This window comes from Phenylobacterium sp. (assembly GCF_030645195.1).
Lineage (GTDB): Bacteria > Pseudomonadota > Alphaproteobacteria > Caulobacterales > Caulobacteraceae > Phenylobacterium.
In genome coordinates, this window is the sequence record NZ_JAUSLW010000007.1 from 34270 (window position 1) to 51009 (window position 16740).

Below are 16740 nucleotides of genomic sequence, written 5' to 3' on the forward strand. Positions count from 1 at the left end.
GCGCGGAGGATGTGGAATTTGATGCAGCGCAACAAACGATATAACGGTGTTGTTCTTGTGACTTCACCTCACATGAGACGGCGATGACCAAGCGTTCGCTTCCGCCCCTGACCGCCCTGCGCGCCTTCGAGGCCTTCGCGCGGCTGGGGCGAATGACCACGGCGGCCGACGAGCTCTGCGTCACCCACGGGGCGGTCAGCCGGCAGATCCGCAGCCTGGAGCTCAGCGTGGGCCTGCCGCTCACTGAGGGGCCGCGGCACCGGCTGAAGCTGACCGACGCCGGCGAGCGGCTGGCGGCCTCGCTGTCGGGGGCATTCGACCGGGTGGAGCGAACGCTCGCCGACCTGAGGTCGGCGGACGCTGCCGAGCTGCATCTGTCCTGCCTGGGCACCTTCGCCATGCGCTGGCTGATCCCCCGCCTGGGCACCTTCCACGACCAGCATCCGGGCCTGCGGGTGCGGGTGACCGAGAGCTTCGCCCCGGCCGATTTCGCCCGCGAGCGCTATGACGCCGCCATCCGGCTGACCGAACACGTGCCGGCGCATGGCGGGGAGGCGATCGCCTTCCTGGACAACTTCCATGGCCCCGTCGCCGCGCCGCAACTGGTGAACGGGAGGCCGGGGGTGAAGGCCTTCGCCGGCCTGCCGCGGCTGCACACCCGGCCGCACCTGCAGGCCTGGGCGGAGTGGGAGCGCCACACGGGTCTCTCTCTGCCCGAGGCGCCGCAGAACCGCGAGTTCGAGCACCTGTTCTACATGCTCGAGGCGGCGGTGGCGGGGCTGGGGGTGGGCCTGAGCCCCTTCGTCTATGTGGCCGCCGACATCGAGGCCGGGCGGCTGGCGGCGCCGGTGGGGTTCGTGCGCACGCCGGCCCAGTTCTACCTGATCCTGCCGCCTGGGCCGGCCAAGCCCGCCGCCGCGGCGTTCCGCGACTGGCTGCTGGACGAGGCCGGCAGCGTCCCTGTTCCTAGTTAAACACGTGCATCAGCCGGAAGGCGGCCGGCAGCAGCAGGACGCCCAGCAGGCAGGGGAAGATGAACAGGATGAGGGGGACGGTGAGCTTGACCGGCAGGGCGAGGGCCTTTTCCTCGGCCCGCAGCATCCGCTTCTGGCGCATGTCCTGGGAGAAGACCGAGAGGGTCTCCCCCAGGCTGGTGCCCATGTCCTCGGCCTGGCGCAGCATGGTGGCGAAGGATCGGGCGTCGTCTATGCCCAGTCGGTCGGCGAAGGCGGTCCAGGCCTCCTTGCGCGACTTGCCGGCCCGCAGCTCCAGGGTCAGCATCCGCAGGTGGACGGTCAGGCGCGGATAGCGGCGGGCCAGCTCGTCGGTGACCCGGCCGACGGCGGCGTCCAGGGACAGGCCCGCCTCCACCGAGGCCACCAGCAGGTCCAGCAGGTCGGGGAAGCCGTCGGCATATTCCCGCTCGCGGTCCTTCTGGCGCGCAGACAGCACCTGGTCGGGGCCCAGCAGGGCCAGCAGGGCCAGGACAGCGGCCAGCAGGACGGGGGCCATGCCGCGGCCCGGCTGCAGGGCGAAGGGCAGGAGGACGATGGTGCCCAGCGTCGCCAGGGCCAGGGCCGCGGCCCGCGCGCCCAGATAGTAGATCGGCGCCTCGCGGCCGAAGAAGCCGGCGCGGACCAGGCGCATGCGGACATCGGAGACCTTGGAGGGGTCGCGCACGGCGGCCTGTTGGCCCAGGCGGCGCACGCTGGCGGTCACCTGGCCAAGGATGCGGACCTCGCCGCGGGACTCGACGGTGGGAATGGCCGGGTCCTGGAAGCGGGCCTTGCGCAGGGAGCGGACGCGCAGCTCGCCGGCGGCCAGGACGCCGCCGCCCAGCAGGCCGCCGGCCACCATGGCCATGCCGAACCATAGGATCAGGGTCTGGAGGTCCATGGGCTCAGATCCGCATGTCGACCATGCGGCGCATGATCAGGTTGCCGATGGCCACCCAGATGAACATCGCCAGCAGGCCGGTCTGGATGAAGGGTTCGCCGATCACCTCGCCGTAGAAGTCCGGCGACATGAGGCTGATGGCGCCGCCGGCGATGAAGGGGGCGGCGGTGAGGATGATGGCCGAGATCCGGCCCTCGGCGGAGGCCGCCTTGATCTTCAGGCGCATGCGGTGGCGCTCGCGCACGGTGGCCGCGTTGAGCTTCAGCAGGCCGGTCAGGTTGCCGCCGGCCCGCTCCTGCAGGCGCACGGTGGCGGCGAAGAGGTCGACGTCGGGGTGCTGGCAGCGTTGGGACATGCGGCCGATGGCCTGTTCCAGGGTGGCGCCATAGGCGATCTCGTCGGCGGCCATGCCGAATTCCGAGCCGATCGGGTCGGCCATCTCGCGGCCGACCAGCTGGATGGCGGTGGGGACCGGGTGACCGGCCTCCAGGCTGCGGACGATGATCTCCAGGCCCTGGGGGAGCTGGTGGCCCAGGGCCTTGGACCGGCGGGCGGCCATGAACTTCAGGAAGAAGATGGGTCCGGCGCCGCCCACCAGCAGCGCGCCCACCGGCGCCATCAGCAGGCTGTGGCTGACCACGACGATCAGGATCGCGCCCACCACAGCCGCGGCGATCACGGCCATCAACCACTTCCTGGGGTCATAGGGCACGCCGGAGCGGACGATCAGCTCGGCCAGCCATTTCACCCCGGCCCGCAGGTCGCCGGCGGCGGTGAGGCCCCGCTGCTTGCGCAGTTCCACCACCAGCTCCTGGATGCCGCCGATGCGCTCGGAGACCTTGAGCCTCTGGTTGACCTTGCGCTTGACCTTGGCGGTGCTGAGCAGGCCGAAGGCGGCCTGGCAGGCGGCGAAGACCGCGGCGAAGACCAGGACCAGATAGGCGCTGGAGGCGTCGAAACTCATCCCAGCACCCGCGAGGGATCGAAGTTGGCGGTGTCGTAGGCGATGCCGCGCCGGGTCATCTCGTCCAGGCAGCGGGCGCGCAGGCCGCTGGCGCGGAACTCGCCATGCACGGCGCCGTCGGCCGAGGTGTGCAGGCGGTTGAAGAAGAAGATCTCCTGCATCTGCACCACCTGGCCCTCCATGCCGGTGATCTCGGTGACGCTCATCAGCTTCCGCTTGCCGTCCGACAGACGCATGATCTGGATGATCAGGCCCACCGCCGACGCGATCTGGCCGCGCACCGCCTCGGGACTGATGTTCATGCCCGACATCGCCACCATCTGCTCCAGGCGGGTGATGGCGTCACGGGGGGTGTTGGCGTGGATGGTGGCCATGGAGCCTTCGTGGCCGGTGTTCATGGCCTGGAGCATGTCGAAGGCTTCCTCGCCCCGGACTTCCCCCAGGATCACCCGGTCGGGACGCATCCGCAGGGCGTTCTTCACCAGCTCCCGCTGCCGGATCTCACCCTTGCCCTCGATATTGGGGGGGCGGGTCTCCAGGCGCACGATGTGCGGCTGCTGCATCTGGAGCTCGGCGGCGTCCTCGATGGTGATCAGCCGTTCCTTGTGGCTGATGGCCGCCGACAGTGCGTTGAGCAGGGTGGTCTTGCCCGAGCCGGTGCCGCCAGAGATGACGGTGGAGACCCGGGCCTTGATGGCGCCGTGCAGGAAGTCGGCGACGCACTGGGGCATGGCCCCCACGTCCACCAGCTTTTCCAGGGTGTAGGGCTTCTTCGAGAACTTGCGGATCGAGACGCAGGCCCCGTCGATGGCGATGGGGGCGATGGCGGCGTTGACCCGGCTGCCGTCGGGCAGGCGGGCGTCCACCATGGGCTGGCTCTCGTCGATCCGGCGGCCGACCCCGGCGACGATGCGATTGACGATGCGCAGCAGGTGATCGTTGTCGCGGAAGCGGACGGCGGTGGGCTCCAGCTCGCCGCGCCGCTCGACATAGACCTGGAAGGGACCGTTGATCAGGATGTCATTGATGCTGTCATCCTTGAGCAGGGGCTCAAGGGGACCCAGGCCCATCATCTCGTCATAGACCGACGATCCCAGCTCCTCGAGTTCGGCGGTGTTGAGCACCAGACGCTCGGCGCGGGCGAAGTCGCCGATCAGGGCCATGACCTGGCGACGGATCTCCTTTTCGCCAACCTTCTCAAGTTTGGAGAGATCAAGTTCTTCAATGAGTTGCGCGTGAAGTTTGAGCTTGATGTCGAGCATCTGGCTCTCGGCCAGCGCCGTGGAGGCGGCAGACGCCGCGGCGGTGGCGGCGGCCACGTGCTCCGGGGTCGGCGCAGGCGCGGGCGCCTCGGTCTCGACGACTTCGAGGACGACCGGCTTGGCGGGGCTGAAGCGTCCCATCAGGCGGCCCGCGAGGCGGCGGCCGGGACGGCCAGGGGCGCGCGGCGGCCGCGCTCGGCCAGCAGACGGTCCACCAGACCCCCGACGTCGCGCACGATCTTGGACTTGGGCCGGTGCTGGGCGATGGCCCCGCCCAGATTGACGGAGGCCGCGGCGGCCTCCCAGTCCGAGGAAATGGCGCCGTCGGCCTTGCGCTGCAGGGCCTTTTCCGCCTCGGCGGTGGAGGGGGCGGGGCCGAACATGCGGGCGGCCAGGCGATTGAGCACGATGCGCGGCCGCAGGGACGCGGCGGCCTCCACCTCGTCGGAGAGGGCGCGGGCGGCCAGCAGGGCGGGCACGGTCAGTTCGGAGACCACCAGCACCTCGTCGGAGCCGGAGAGCGCCTCCAGGGTCCAGCCGTGACGGTGACGGGGCATGTCGAGGACCACGTGGTCATAGGAGTCGCAGGCGATCTCCAGGATGCGCAACACCGCCTCGCGCGAGATGGCGGCGAAGGCGGTGGGATCGCGGGGACAGGCCAGCAGGTCCAGGCCCTTGCTCACCGGGCTGGCGAAGGCGGCCAGCAGGGCGGCGTCCATTCGCTCGGCGGCGGGGCCGAATTGGGCCAGGCCCATGGCGGGCGAGGCGCCGAGATAGGCGGCGCAGGCGCCGTCGGCCAGGTGCAGGTCGATGAGGCAGACGCTGGAGTCCCGCGGCGACTTGGCGGCCAGGGCGCTGGCGATCTCGATGGAGAGCATGGTGGCCCCGGCGCCGCCCACGGCGCCCAGCACCGTCCAGCAGCGGGAGGCGTGGCCAGGCGCGGCCGGCGCCTGGGCGGCGGCCTGGTCCAGCAGGCTGTAGATGGCGTTCTGGAGCTGTTCGTTGGTGTAGGGCGCCTCCACCACGTCGGCGTGGGGCAGGCGCATCAGGGCGCGGACCAGGCCCACCGGCAGGTGGCCGCCGAGGAACAGGGTCGGGGGCAGGTCGGTGACGCCCGCGAGCGTCGCCACCGCCGCGGCCAGGGCGGCCGGCTCGGCGCTGTCGGCGTCGATGAGGATCAGGTCGGTCATGCCCGGCCGCAGGTCGGCGAGCCGGTCGAGGCTCGCAACCTCCATGGCGGCCCCGAACAGGGGGCCGCGCGACAGGGGGGCGAGACTGTCGCCGATGGCCAGGACCCTGCGGCCCAGAAGGCTCCAGTTGCTCATGAGGGCGATCCGCTCTTGGTGCGGCCATCGATCTTGGACAGCGGCTTGTCGAGGGACAGGCCGTTGAGGATCAGGTCGATGGCGGTGGCCTCGTTGCCGGCCAGAACCGCGGGGTCGGCCTTGTAGTCGTCGGCGCCGGCCATGCGGGGGGTGACGATGATCACCAATTCAGTCTCGGCCTTCTTCCAGCGCGAGGAGCGGAAGAGGGCGCCCAGGACCGGCACCTCGCCGGCGCCGGGCAGCTGGCGGACGGAGTTGGAATAGTCCTGCTGGAACAGGCCGGCGATGGCGAAGCTCTCGCCGGAGCGCAGCTCCACGGTGGTGTTGGCGCGGCGCACGATCAGGCTGGGGATCTCGACGCCGTTCAGCTTCAGCGGGGCGCGGCTGTCGAGCTGGCTGACCTCGGGGGCCACCTGCAGGCGGATCAGGCCGTTGTCCTGAACCGTGGGCTGGAAGTCGAGGGTGACGCCGAAGGGCCGGAATTCGATGGTGACGGAGTCACGGCCGTTGGGCACCGGGAAGGGGAACTCGCCCCCGGCCAGGAAGCTGGCCTTCTCGCCCGACAGAGCCACCAGGTTGGGCTTGGCCAGGGTGCGGATCACGCCCTGTTCCTCCAGGGCGCGTAGGACCAGGTCGATGCGCGCGGTCCCGATGGAGCCGCCGATGCTGAGCGCCCCCTGCGGGCTGGAATTGCCGATCAGGCCCGAGCCGGTCTGCAGGGCGAAGGTGGTGTTGTTGCTGGCGGCGATGTTGAAGCCGATGTCCTTGAGCGAGGACCGGCTGGCCTCCAGCACGCGGACCTCCAGGATCACCTGCTGGGAGGCTCGCACGGTCAGGGCCGAGGTGACGGAGCCGGGCGCGAACTTTTCGGCCAGGGCCTTGGCCTTGGCCGCGGCGGCGGTGGTGGAGACGTCGCCGGCCAGAAGCAGCCCCTCACCGAGGTTGCGCACCTCGATCATCTCGCCGGGCAGGGCCGCGGCCAGGTCGGCCTGGAGGGCGTCGGCGTCATAGCCCACCCGGACGTCCACCACCTCCTGCAGGGTCCCGCCCGCCCCGTAGATCAGCAGGTTGGTGGAGCCGAGCGCCTTGCCGCGCACATAGAAGCTGCGGTCGGTGGTGGCGACGATCTGGGCGGTCTCGGGCTGGGCCACCACGATCTTGCTGGCGGGCGCATCCAGCCGGAAGGACGCCGACTTGTTGCGGGGCACGGTGATGACCCGCGAGCGGGCGGCCTCGCTGGAGAACTGTTCGGCGCAGGCGGGAAGCGCGGTGGCGAGGGCCAGGGTGGCGGCCAGGGCGCCCAGGAGGGAGGAGCGGAGCATTGGGGGGATGTTCCTTAGGCCGCGGGCTTGGGGCTGGCGGCCGGGGCGGCGCTGTTTTCGCCTTCGACGATGGTGATGCGGCCGCCCGAGGGGGCGCCGCCGGACCGGGCGCGTCGGACATGGCTCGGGCCACGCGGGGCGGCCGAGGCGACCTCGGCGACCGCTTCGACGTCGGAGGAGCCGAGGGGGCGCAGGGCCAGGGAGAGGGTTCCCATCTCCGCGGCGATGGCCAGTTTCTGGGCGTCCTTGACGCTGACCTCCAGGGTGGTGGTCGACGGCTTCTCGGCCTTGGTGGAGGTCGGGTCGGCGTTGAGGTCGACCCCCAGGACGCGGACGTTCTGCACCACCAGCTGGGACTGCAGGACCTTGTGCGGGCCGTCGGGGGTGAGGTTGCGCATCATGACGACGTCGACGTGGTCGCCGGGCAGGGCGTGGCCGCCGACGCCGGAGATGTCGGTCACGCCGATGGCGTAGGCGCGCATGCCGGGCGCGATCTCGGCGGCCACCGAGGGGCGGGCTCCGGGGCCGCTGAGCTTGGCGGGCAGCAGGGGTTCGCGGGCGGCGATCAGGGTGAGCGCCACCGGGGCGCCGCCGTGATCCTGGGCCAGGACCTGGGCGACGGAGGTGAAGGCGTTGGCCGGCGCGGCGTCGCGGGGCACCTGGATCAGCTTGAGCTGTCCCGCGTCGAGGCGGGCGCCATAGGCGATGTCCCGGGCGGCCACCACCACGGAGACGGCGTTGGCCATGGGGGAGACCGCGACCGGGGCGGCCTGGACCTTGCCGGTGTCGGGCAGGGCCACGCGGGCCACGATGATGGCCCCCAGACCCAGGGCGACCGAGGCTCCCAAACTGCCGATGGTAACGAGCCGCATGCCCCACCCCTGGTGCTAATAGCTTCGAACTGTCAGGGGGTTATGGGTGGGTCCCTCTTGCAATATGGCGAATGAACAGGGTGTGCGATTATAAACCCTAATTGGTCGGGTTGCGGTCTCAGGCCACCTCAAGGGCGCTGGCGGCGATCAGCAGAGCGTCGATGCGGCAGCGCAGGCCGTCGGTCTCGTAGGTCAGCTGCGCGGCCGCGCCGAGGTCGGCGGAGAGACCCTGGAGCAGCAGGCGGGAGCCGAACCCCTTGCGGGTCGGCGGCGTCACCGGAGGGCCGCCCCGCTCGCGCCAGTCCAGCACCAGGCAGGAGTCGCCGCCCCGCGCGGCCAGGGTCCAGGTCAGCGAGACCCGGCCGGCCTCGGTGGAGAGCGCGCCATACTTGGCGGCGTTGGTGGCCAGTTCATGCAGGGCCATGGCCAGGGCGACGGCCGCCCTCGGCGCGATGCGCAGGGCCGGGCCCTGGATGTCGAAGCGGGCGCCGGTCTCCGGCTCGAAGGGGCCCACGGCCTGGGCGACGATGTCGCGCAGGTCGGCCGCCTCCCAGTTCTCGCGGGTCAGGATGTCGTGGGCGCCGGAGAGGGCGATCAGGCGGGCGGTGAGCAGGCCGCGGGCCTCCCCGGGACTCTGACCGGGGCGCAGGGTCTGGCGAGCGATGGATTGGACGGTGGCCAGAGTGTTCTTCACCCGGTGGTTCAGCTCGTTGATCAGGAACTGCCGGCGCTCGGCGGCGCGGGCGCGCTCGGTGATGTCCTGGATGGCGCCGACATAGCGCACGGCGCGCGGGCCCTCAGGGGTGTCCTCGAACAGGGCCTCGCCATGGGCCAGCAACCAGCGCTCCGCCCCGTCGGGCCGCACGATGCGGCAGTCGTAGGAGACCTTTTCGCGCAGATCCGGATCGGTGGCGCGCCGCGCCATGGCCTCGGTGATGGTCTGGTCCTCCGGGTGGACGAGGTCGCGGACCATCTCGAAGCTCACCGGCTGGTCCATCGGAAAGCCGAAGATGGCCTTGGCCTGGTCGGAATAGATCACGGCGCCGGTGGCCAGGTCCCAGTCCCAGACGCCCAGGCCCGCGGCCTCGGTGGCCAGGCTGAGGCGGCGTTCGCTGAGCCTCAGGGCCTCGTCGGCCAGGCGGTGGTGGGTCAGGTCCTGGGCGATCCAGACGGCGCCGTCGATCTGGCCCGGGCCGATCTGGCGGGGGCTCACCGTGACCTGGAGATCGCGAACCTGGCCCTCACGGTCGCCGGCGGTGAGATCGCGCTGATGGACGCCGGTGGCCGCCAGGGCCAGCAGCTCGGCGGCGATCGGGCGCAGGGACGGGACCAGCACATCGAGAAAGGGATGGCCGTGGGCCGTCGCCTCGTCCTCCGCCAGCCAGGGGCGGAAATTGGCGCTGACGAAGACGCACACACCTTGCCGGTCGATCACCGCGATCTGCAGGGGCATGGCCCGGAGCAGGGCGAATAACGGCGCCCGCTCCATCAGGGGCTTGGCCGCCAGGGCCGCCTCCAGGGCCCGCACGCGGGCCTGCAGGGCCGCATTGGAGGCGCGGAGCTCGTCCAGTTCCGACATGACCACAGCCCCAAGGCGACGACGGCCACAGCCTAAGGTGGATTGGGCCAGGCTGTGAAGGCGTAACCTGACGTTGGGTTAGGCGTCGGCCTTCAAGGACTCATAGGCTTCCACGGCCTCGATCCATTCCTGCTCGGCGGCGTCGAGGGTGGCCTGGGCCTTGGCCCGGTCGGCGCCCAGGCGGGCGGCCCTGGCGGGATCCTTGGTGAAGATGGTGGGGTCGGTCAGCGCCTTGTCGATCTCGGCCACCGCGGCGGTGGCGCGGGCGAGCGCCGCCTCGGCCTGCTCGGCGCGGCGGCGCGCGGTGCCGGTGGGGACCTTGGCCTTGGGGGCGGGCTTGGGCGGCGGCGGCGGGGCGGCGGCCTGGGGAACCTGGGAGGGACCCTTGGCGGCCTGGCGGGCCCGGTCGATCACCAGCTTGGCGTAGTCGTCCATGTCGCCGTTGAAGGGGGCGATGGTGCCGTCGGCGGCCAGCCAGAGGCGGTCGGCCACCAGCTCCAACAGCGAACGGTCGTGGGTGAACAGGATGACGGCGCCGGCATATTCGTTGAGCGCGTCCAGCAGGGCGCGGCGGCTGTCGATGTCCAGGTGGTTGGTGGGTTCGTCGAGGATCAGGAGGTGGGGCGCTTCCATGGCCACCATGTTCAGCAGCAGGCGCGCGCGCTCGCCCCCGGACAGGTTGGCGACCGTGGTCTCCACCTTCTGCACCCCCATGCCGAACTGGGCCAGGCGCGAGCGGCGGGCCGCGTCGCTGGCCTCGGGCATGGCACGGCGGATGATCTCCAGCGGGGTGTCGGAGGGATCCAGGGCTTCGATCTGGTGCTGGTGGAACCAGCCCACCTTCAGGCGGCGGTCGCGGCGCAGGTCGCCGTGCTGCACGGTCAGGGCGCCGGCCACCAGCTTGGCGAAGGTGGACTTGCCGGCGCCGTTGACGCCCAGCAGGCCGATGCGGTCGTCCAGGTCCAGCCGCAGGTCGAGGTTGCGCAGGATCGGCGAGCCGTCATAGCCCACCGAGGCGCCCTCCAGGCGGATCAGGGGCGGGGCCACCGGCCGCTCGGGGGAGGGCAGGATGAAGGGGGCGGTGCGTTCGGCCGCGACGATGGAGACCGGCGGCAGCTTGGCCAGCTGCTTGAGGCGCGACTGGGCCTGGGTCGCCTTCGACGCGGTGGCGCGGAAGCGGTCGACGAAGGCCTGCAAGTGGGCGCGCTGGGCGTCGATCTTGGACTTGTTGGATTCCAGCAGGCGCGCGCGCTCGGCGCGTTGGGTTTCGAAGTTGTCGTAGTTGCCCGGATAGAGGTCGAGCTTGCCCGAGTGCAGGTGGAGGATGTGGTCCACCGAGTTGTTCAGGATCTCGCGGTCGTGGCTGATGATGATGGCGCTGTTGGGATACTTCTTCAGGCGCGCCTCAAGCCAGAGCGCCCCTTCCAGGTCGAGATAGTTGGTGGGTTCGTCCAGCAGCAGCAGGTCGGGCTCGGCGAACAGGGCCGCGGCAAGCGCCACGCGCATCCGCCAGCCGCCGGAGAACTCCGCCATGGGGCGGGCCAGGTCGGCGTGGGAGAAGCCGAGGCCGGAGAGGATTTCCGCCGCCCGGCTGGGGGCGCGGTCGGCGCCGATGTCGCTGAGCCGGGCGTAGATCTCGCCCAGGTGCTCGGGCTCGGCGGTGTCCAGCGAGGCCGTCAGCGTCTCGCGCTCGACGTCGGCGGCCAGCACGGTGTCCAGCAGGGTCACCGGCGTGGCCGGATGTTCCTGATCCACCGAGGCGATGCGGGCGGCCTTGGGATAGCCGATCTCGCCCGAGCCTTGGTGGAGCTGGCCCAGGATCAGCTTGAACAGGGTCGACTTGCCGACGCCGTTGCGGCCCACCAGGCCCACCTTGGAGCCCACGGGCAGGCTGATGGTGGCCTCGTCGAAGAAACGACGGCCCCAGGAGTCGAAGACGAGTTCATGGATCTGCAGCATGGGATCGGACTTACAAAACAGGTTGAGTGAACGGCCGGCCCGGTGGCCGTCGCTGGAGCCTTTTCGTTTCAGACAAGTCTGAAACGATCAAAAAAGGCTCCAATCTTTTGCGTTGGAGCGTGACGGGCGCCTGAACCGGTATCCACTTCAGGCTGTCACGCTCCGGCACGTCTTCGCTTGCGGCGTTGACTAGGGTCGCATCAACCGTCTCTCCGATGACGGGCGCTCCATATCAGAGGTCGGGGCCCGCGTCGCGCGCAACCTGCCTTGGCGCTGTCACCTGGTGCGGCTATAAGCCCGCACCCTTCGGCGCGGACGGCCGCGCCTCAGATACAAAGAACAAGCCAAGACCATGACTGAACGCACCTTCTCGATCATCAAGCCGGACGCCACCAAGCGGAACCTGACCGGCAAGATCAACGCGGTGATCGAAGACGCGGGCCTGCGCATCGTCGCCCAGCGCCGGATCAAGATGACGCAAGCCCAAGCCAAGAAGTTCTACGAAGTGCACGCTGAGCGTCCCTTCTACGGCGAACTGGTGGAGACCATGACCTCGGCCCCCGTGGTCGTGCAGGTCCTGGAAGGCGACAACGCCATGGCCCGCTATCGCGAAGTGATGGGCGCCACCAACCCCGAGCAGGCCGCCCCCGGCACCATCCGCAAGCTGTTCGCCCTGAACGTCGGCGAGAACTCGGTGCACGGTTCGGACAGCGTCGAGAACGCCAAGATCGAGATCGCCCAGTTCTTCAAGGACGAAGACATCGTCGGCTAAGCGATCGGCCGGCGTCTAGTCGACGCCGCGTCACCGTTTCCAAGGAGCCCTCCATGCGCTAGCTCAGGCTGGTCGCAGGGAGGGCTTTTTCGTGGGCGCAGCAGCGGGTGAGACCTTCCCCGAGATTCGCGAGGCGGTGGGCCGGCTCTGCGCCCAGTTTCCGGGAGAGTACTGGCGCGCCCTGGACCGCGACCGCATCTATCCCAAAGAGTTCGTGACCGCCCTGACGGAGGCGGGCTTCCTGTCGGTGCTGATCCCGGAAGCCTATGGCGGCTCGGGCCTGGGTCTCGGCGCCGCCACGGCGGTGCTGGAGGAGATCCACCGCTCGGGCTGCAACGGCGGCGCCTGCCACGCCCAGATGTACACCATGGGCGCCCTGCTCAAGCACGGCAGCGAGGCTCAGAAGCAGGCTTACCTGCCGAAGGTCGCCTCCGGGGAACTGCGGCTGCAGGCCTTCGGGGTGACCGAGCCCACCGCCGGCACCGACACCACCCGCATCTCCACCTTCGCGAGGCGCGAGGGCGATAAGTACATCGTCAACGGCCAGAAGCTGTGGATCAGCCGCGCCGAGCACTCAGACCTGATGATCCTGCTCTGCCGCACCACCGCGCGGGAGGACGCCGCCAAGCCGAGCGCCGGGATGAGCGTCCTGCTGGTGGACATGCGCGAGGCCGTGGGTCGCGGCCTGACCATCAAACCGGTCAGGACCATGCTGAACCACGCCACCACAGAACTGTTCTTCGACGACATGGAAGTGCCCGTCGCCAACCTGATCGGCGAGGAAGGCAAGGGCTTCGGCTACATCCTGGACGGCATGAACGCCGAACGGATCCTGATCGCGGCGGAGTGCATCGGCGACGCCAAGTTCTTCATCGACCGGGCCAGCGCCTATGCCCGCGACCGGGAGGTGTTCGGCCGGCCCATCGGCCAGAACCAGGGGGTGCAGTTCCCCATCGCCCGCGCCCACGTCCAGATGACCGCGGCCTCGCTGATGGTGGACAAGGCCGCGACGATGTTCGACGCTGGCGAGCCCTGCGGGACCGAGGCCAACATGGCCAAGCTTGTTGCTTCCGAAGCCTCCTGGTTCGCCGCCGACACCTGCCTGCAGACCCACGGCGGCTTTGGTTTCGCCGAGGAGTACGACATCGAGCGCAAGTTCCGGGAGACGCGGCTCTACCAGGTGGCCCCGATCTCCACCAACCTGATCCTGAGCCACGTAGGCACCCACGTGCTCGGCATGCCGAAGTCCTTCTGATGTACGATTTGCTCAAAGGCCTGAGGGTGGTGGAGGGCTCGGCCTTCGTGGCGGGGCCGACCTGCGGGCTCTACCTGGCGCAGATGGGCGCCGAGGTGATCCGGTTCGACAATATCGGCGGTGGGCCCGACTTCCGGCGCTGGCCGCTCTCGCAGGGCGGCGACAGCCTCTACTGGGAGGGGTTGAACAAGGGCAAGAAGTCGGTCGCCCTGGACCTCGCCCGGCCCGAGGGGCGTGAGCTGGCGCAGCGGCTGGCGGCCGCGCCCGGCGAGGACGGCGGCCTGTTCGTGACCAACTTCCCGGTGGACGGATTCCTCTCCTACGAGAAGCTCAGCGCCCTGCGGCCCGACCTGATCTGCGTGCGCGTGATGGGCTGGGCCGACGGCTCCCAGGGCATGGACTACACGATCAACTCGGCGCTGGGCCTGCCGCTGATGACCGGGCCGGTGGGGGACGACCGCCCCGTGAACCACGTCCTGGCGGCCTGGGACCTGCTGACCGGGGCCTATTGCGCCTTCTCCCTGGTCTCGGCCCTGCTGGCCCGGATGAAGGGGCGTGGGGGCCGGGAGATTCGCGCGCCGCTGTCCGACATCGGGGCGGCGACCATGGCCAATCTGGGCTTCACCGCCGAGACCCTGCTGGCCGGCCACCAGCGGCCGCGGATGGGCAACGACATCTACGGCGCCTTCGGCCGCGACTTCACCACCAAGGACGGCGAGAAGCTCATGCTGCTGGCCATCACGCCCAAGCAGTGGAGCAAGGCGCTGGAGACCCTGGGGATCGTCGCCGAGGTAGGGGTCGTGGAGGCCGAGCTCGGCGTTTCGTTCGCCACGGACGAGGGCCTGAGGTTCACCCACCGGGCCCGGCTCTATCCGCTGTTCGAGCGGGCCTTCGCCGCCAGGACCGCCGCCGAGCTGACCCCGGCCTTCGACGCCGGCGGGGTGACCTGGGGCGCCTATCAGACCCTGGAGGCGGCGCTGGAGGATCCCCGGCTGTTCAAGGCCAATCCGATGTTCCAGGACATCCGCCATCCCAGCGGCCTGAGCTATCTCGCGCCCGGCGCCATGGCGACCATCCCGCAGGACGCGCGCGGCGACGTGCGCCCCGCCCCGAAACTTGGCCAACACACCGACGAGGTGCTGTCGCAGCTGCTGAAGATGTCGGGAACCGAGATCGCCAAGCTGCACGACGCCAGGATCGTCGCCGGACCGGAGGGTAAATGAACCAGACCATCGCCGTCGAGGAGACGGGTCCCGGGCTGCTGGTGGTGACGCTGTCGCGTCCCGAGGCGGCCAATTCGCTCAACACCGCCATGGGCCGCGAGCTGCTGGCCCTGTGGATGCGGATCGCCGACGACGAGCAGGTCCGCGCCGTGGTCCTGACCGGGGCCGGGCGGTTCTTCTGCGCCGGGGCGGACCTGAAGGAGCGCGACGGCATGACCGACGCGGCCTGGGGCGAGCAGCACCGCCTGTTCGAGGACATGATCCGCGCCCAGCTCGCCTGTCCCTTCCCGCTGATCGCGGCGATCAACGGGGCGGCCATGGGCGGCGGGGCGGAGATGGCGCTGGCCTGCGACTTCGCCTGGGCCTCGGAGACCGCGCGGATCGGCCTGCCCGAGGCCGGGCTGGGGATTATCCCGGGCCTGGGGGGCACCCAGCTGCTGACCCGGGCGGTGGGGGAGCGGCGGGCCGCCGAGATGCTGATGTCCGGCGCGCCGGTGGACGCCGCCGAGGCCCTGTCGGTGGGGATCGTCAACCGGGTCTGCCCGGCCGAGACCCTGCTGCCCCAGGTGCTGGAGCGCGCGGCCCTGATCGCGGCCAAGGCGCCGTTGTCGGTGCGGGCGCTCAAGCGCGTCGTGCGCGGCGGGGCGGTCCTGCCCCTGGACCGGGCCATGGCCCTGGAGCTGGACGCCTACAACCACCTCTTCACCACGCAGGACCGGCGCGAGGGCGTCGCGGCCTTCAATCAGAAACGGTCGCCGGACTTCAAGGGGCGGTAGGGGGCGACGGCGGCGCCATGATGGACGACCTGGCCTCGATCGGCCGGCCGGTCCCGGAATTCATGACCGCGACGGCGGCCGGGTGATCTGGCTGTCGCGCAGATAGGGGGAGTGCAGGCGCTCATAGGGCGGGGCGCCGGACTGGCCGATCAGCATGCTCAGCAGCTCGCCGCCGTGCACGCCCGCGGGCGGCGGACCGTCCCTCAGGGCGCGCCAGAGGCCAAGGGCCTCCCGGTCGATCCGTTCGTCACGCGTCATCTCAAGCCTCAATTCCACATTGTGAGCTACGCGTGGGGCCGAGGGCAGGTTCCGCCAAATTTCTTTATTTTCCGTAGCTTGGCAGGAGTTGGGCGCGCCTGTGGCGCTCAGGTCGCGGCCAGTTCGCCGCAGATGAAGGCGTCCTCGTCGGCCGCCAGCAGGCCTTCCAGCACCTCCGGGGCGTCCTGCGGGGCGACGATGAGGATCAGCCCGACCCCACAGTTGAAGGTGCGGCGCAGTTCGTGGTCGGAGACCCCGCCCACCTGCTGCATCCAGGCGAAGACCGGGGGCAGGGGCCAGGCGTTCCAGTCGAACCTGGCCTCCAGCCCCTCGGCGATGGCCCGCGGCGGGTTCTCGATCAGACCGCCGCCGGTGATGTGGGCGCAGCCCTTGATGCGGCCGGCCTTGATCTGGGGCAGGACGCTCTTGATGTAGATGCGGGTGGGCGCCATCAGCGCCTTCGCCAGGCTCAGGTTCTCGTCGAAGGGCGCGGTGTCGGTCCAGGCCAGACCCGAGCGCTCGACGATGCGGCGCACCAGGGAATAGCCGTTGGAGTGCGGGCCGCTGGAAGCCAGGCCGATGATCAGGTCGCCGGCCTGCTGGTCGCCCATGCGGGGCAGGACCGCGCCGCGCTCCACCGCGCCGACGGAGAAGCCGGCCAGGTCATAGTCGCCCTCGCTGTACATGCCGGGCATCTCGGCGGTCTCGCCCCCCACCAGGGCCGCGCCGGCCTGGAGGCAGCCCTCGGCGATGCCGCCCACCACGCGGGCGGCATCCTCGACATTGAGCTTGCCGGTGGCGAAATAGTCCAGGAACAGCAGGGGCTCGGCGCCCTGGGCCAGCAGGTCGTTGACGCACATGGCCACCAGGTCGATGCCGACCGTATCGTGCATGCCGGTCTCGATGGCCACCTTCAGCTTGGTGCCGACGCCGTCGGTGGTGGAGACCAGCAGGGGATCGGCGTAGCCGGCCGCCTTCAGGTCGAAGAGGGCGCCGAAGCCGCCGAGGGCGGCGTCCGCCCCGGGCCTGCGGGTGGCCTTGGCCAGGGGCTTGATCTTCTCGATCAGGGCGTTGCCCGCGTCGATATCCACGCCGGCTTGAGCATAGGTGAGGCCGTTCGGACGGTCGGTCATGGTGAAATAGGCCTCAAGAAATTCGCCGCCGGGGTTGCAGACTCGGGCGTGCGCGGGGCTATAGCTAATTGATGACGCCGATTACAACCACCGCCGAACTGGCGGCGTACTGTGACAAAATCAAAGGCCAGCCTTTCGTCGCCG

General features: G+C 70.2%; 15 protein-coding genes. 5 read left to right on the top strand and 10 right to left on the bottom strand.

Annotated features, from left to right (window positions below):
- Positions 1–83 precede the first annotated feature (83 nt).
- A complete protein-coding gene (locus Q7T09_RS00560) occupies positions 84–974 on the top strand; it encodes a LysR substrate-binding domain-containing protein (RefSeq protein WP_304697006.1) in 891 nt (296 codons plus the stop codon).
- On the opposite strand, the gene Q7T09_RS00565 is transcribed toward Q7T09_RS00560, so the two are convergent.
- The 8 genes from Q7T09_RS00565 to Q7T09_RS00600 all read right to left on the bottom strand — a co-directional run bounded on the left by Q7T09_RS00565 (position 967) and on the right by Q7T09_RS00600 (position 11179).
- Positions 967–1896 carry a type II secretion system F family protein gene (locus Q7T09_RS00565; RefSeq protein WP_304697007.1) on the bottom strand — a complete coding sequence of 310 codons (930 nt, stop codon included), beginning with the start codon at positions 1894–1896 and terminating at the stop codon, positions 967–969. The genes Q7T09_RS00560 and Q7T09_RS00565 overlap by 8 nt on opposite strands.
- A gap of 4 nt (positions 1897–1900) precedes the next feature.
- Positions 1901–2860 (bottom strand): type II secretion system F family protein, encoded by a 960-nt coding sequence (locus Q7T09_RS00570; RefSeq protein WP_304697009.1) that lies wholly within the window; start codon positions 2858–2860, stop codon positions 1901–1903.
- Entirely contained in the window at positions 2857–4263 is a 1407-nt protein-coding gene (locus Q7T09_RS00575; RefSeq protein ID WP_304697011.1) for a CpaF family protein, read from the bottom strand. The genes Q7T09_RS00570 and Q7T09_RS00575 overlap by 4 nt, the downstream gene beginning before the upstream one ends.
- A complete protein-coding gene (locus tag Q7T09_RS00580) occupies positions 4263–5447 on the bottom strand; it encodes a hypothetical protein (protein WP_304697012.1) in 1185 nt (394 codons plus the stop codon). Before Q7T09_RS00580 ends, Q7T09_RS00575 begins: the two co-directional genes overlap by 1 nt.
- Positions 5444–6769 (bottom strand): type II and III secretion system protein family protein, encoded by a 1326-nt coding sequence (locus Q7T09_RS00585; RefSeq protein ID WP_304697013.1) that lies wholly within the window; start codon positions 6767–6769, stop codon positions 5444–5446. The genes Q7T09_RS00580 and Q7T09_RS00585 overlap by 4 nt, the downstream gene beginning before the upstream one ends.
- Positions 6770–6783: 14 nt before the next feature.
- A complete protein-coding gene (gene cpaB, locus Q7T09_RS00590) occupies positions 6784–7641 on the bottom strand; it encodes a Flp pilus assembly protein CpaB (RefSeq protein ID WP_304697014.1) in 858 nt (285 codons plus the stop codon).
- Positions 7642–7759: 118 nt separating this feature from the next.
- Positions 7760–9220, bottom strand: coding sequence for a sensor histidine kinase (locus Q7T09_RS00595; protein WP_304697015.1), 1461 nt, complete (start codon positions 9218–9220; stop codon positions 7760–7762).
- 78 nt (positions 9221–9298) lie between these two features.
- On the bottom strand, positions 9299–11179 hold the full coding sequence (locus tag Q7T09_RS00600) for an ABC-F family ATP-binding cassette domain-containing protein (protein ID WP_304697017.1): 1881 nt from the start codon (positions 11177–11179) through the stop codon (positions 9299–9301).
- Positions 11180–11531: 352 nt separating this feature from the next.
- Between Q7T09_RS00600 and ndk the strand changes: the two genes are divergently transcribed.
- The 4 genes from ndk (at position 11532) to Q7T09_RS00620 (ending at position 15205) form a co-directional block, all read left to right on the top strand.
- Positions 11532–11951 carry a nucleoside-diphosphate kinase gene (ndk, locus tag Q7T09_RS00605; RefSeq protein ID WP_304697018.1) on the top strand — a complete coding sequence of 140 codons (420 nt, stop codon included), beginning with the start codon at positions 11532–11534 and terminating at the stop codon, positions 11949–11951.
- A gap of 91 nt (positions 11952–12042) precedes the next feature.
- A complete protein-coding gene (locus Q7T09_RS00610; RefSeq protein ID WP_304697019.1) occupies positions 12043–13206 on the top strand; it encodes an acyl-CoA dehydrogenase family protein in 1164 nt (387 codons plus the stop codon).
- Positions 13206–14429: a CoA transferase gene (locus tag Q7T09_RS00615; protein WP_304697022.1), complete on the top strand. Its 1224-nt coding sequence runs from the start codon at positions 13206–13208 to the stop codon at positions 14427–14429. Before Q7T09_RS00610 ends, Q7T09_RS00615 begins: the two co-directional genes overlap by 1 nt.
- Complete coding sequence (locus Q7T09_RS00620) at positions 14426–15205, top strand: enoyl-CoA hydratase/isomerase family protein (RefSeq protein WP_304697024.1); 780 nt, start codon at positions 14426–14428, stop codon at positions 15203–15205. The genes Q7T09_RS00615 and Q7T09_RS00620 overlap by 4 nt, the downstream gene beginning before the upstream one ends.
- 60 nt (positions 15206–15265) lie before the next feature.
- Here Q7T09_RS00620 and Q7T09_RS00625 read toward each other — a convergent pair whose 3' ends face one another.
- Positions 15266–15463: a hypothetical protein gene (locus Q7T09_RS00625; protein ID WP_304697025.1), complete on the bottom strand. Its 198-nt coding sequence runs from the start codon at positions 15461–15463 to the stop codon at positions 15266–15268.
- Positions 15464–15570: 107 nt separating this feature from the next.
- The gene (gene purM, locus Q7T09_RS00630) at positions 15571–16596 is read right to left on the bottom strand and encodes a phosphoribosylformylglycinamidine cyclo-ligase (protein ID WP_304697026.1); all 1026 of its coding nucleotides are present in this window, start codon (positions 16594–16596) and stop codon (positions 15571–15573) included.
- Positions 16597–16740: the final 144 nt, after the last annotated feature.

Bases quoted from the DNA above. Each gene is read 5' to 3' on its own strand.
- Q7T09_RS00560 (WP_304697006.1), top strand. From the start codon at position 84: ATGACCAAGCGTTCGCTTCCGCCCCTGACCGCCCTGCGCGCCTTCGAG.
- Q7T09_RS00565 (WP_304697007.1), bottom strand. From the start codon at position 1,896: ATGGACCTCCAGACCCTGATCCTATGGTTCGGCATGGCCATGGTGGCC.
- Q7T09_RS00570 (WP_304697009.1), bottom strand. From the start codon at position 2,860: ATGAGTTTCGACGCCTCCAGCGCCTATCTGGTCCTGGTCTTCGCCGCG.
- Q7T09_RS00575 (WP_304697011.1), bottom strand. From the start codon at position 4,263: ATGGGACGCTTCAGCCCCGCCAAGCCGGTCGTCCTCGAAGTCGTCGAG.
- Q7T09_RS00580 (WP_304697012.1), bottom strand. From the start codon at position 5,447: ATGAGCAACTGGAGCCTTCTGGGCCGCAGGGTCCTGGCCATCGGCGAC.
- Q7T09_RS00585 (WP_304697013.1), bottom strand. From the start codon at position 6,769: ATGCTCCGCTCCTCCCTCCTGGGCGCCCTGGCCGCCACCCTGGCCCTC.
- cpaB (WP_304697014.1), bottom strand. From the start codon at position 7,641: ATGCGGCTCGTTACCATCGGCAGTTTGGGAGCCTCGGTCGCCCTGGGT.
- Q7T09_RS00595 (WP_304697015.1), bottom strand. From the start codon at position 9,220: ATGTCGGAACTGGACGAGCTCCGCGCCTCCAATGCGGCCCTGCAGGCC.
- Q7T09_RS00600 (WP_304697017.1), bottom strand. From the start codon at position 11,179: ATGCTGCAGATCCATGAACTCGTCTTCGACTCCTGGGGCCGTCGTTTC.
- ndk (WP_304697018.1), top strand. From the start codon at position 11,532: ATGACTGAACGCACCTTCTCGATCATCAAGCCGGACGCCACCAAGCGG.
- Q7T09_RS00615 (WP_304697022.1), top strand. From the start codon at position 13,206: ATGTACGATTTGCTCAAAGGCCTGAGGGTGGTGGAGGGCTCGGCCTTC.
- Q7T09_RS00620 (WP_304697024.1), top strand. From the start codon at position 14,426: ATGAACCAGACCATCGCCGTCGAGGAGACGGGTCCCGGGCTGCTGGTG.
- Q7T09_RS00625 (WP_304697025.1), bottom strand. From the start codon at position 15,463: ATGACGCGTGACGAACGGATCGACCGGGAGGCCCTTGGCCTCTGGCGC.
- purM (WP_304697026.1), bottom strand. From the start codon at position 16,596: ATGACCGACCGTCCGAACGGCCTCACCTATGCTCAAGCCGGCGTGGAT.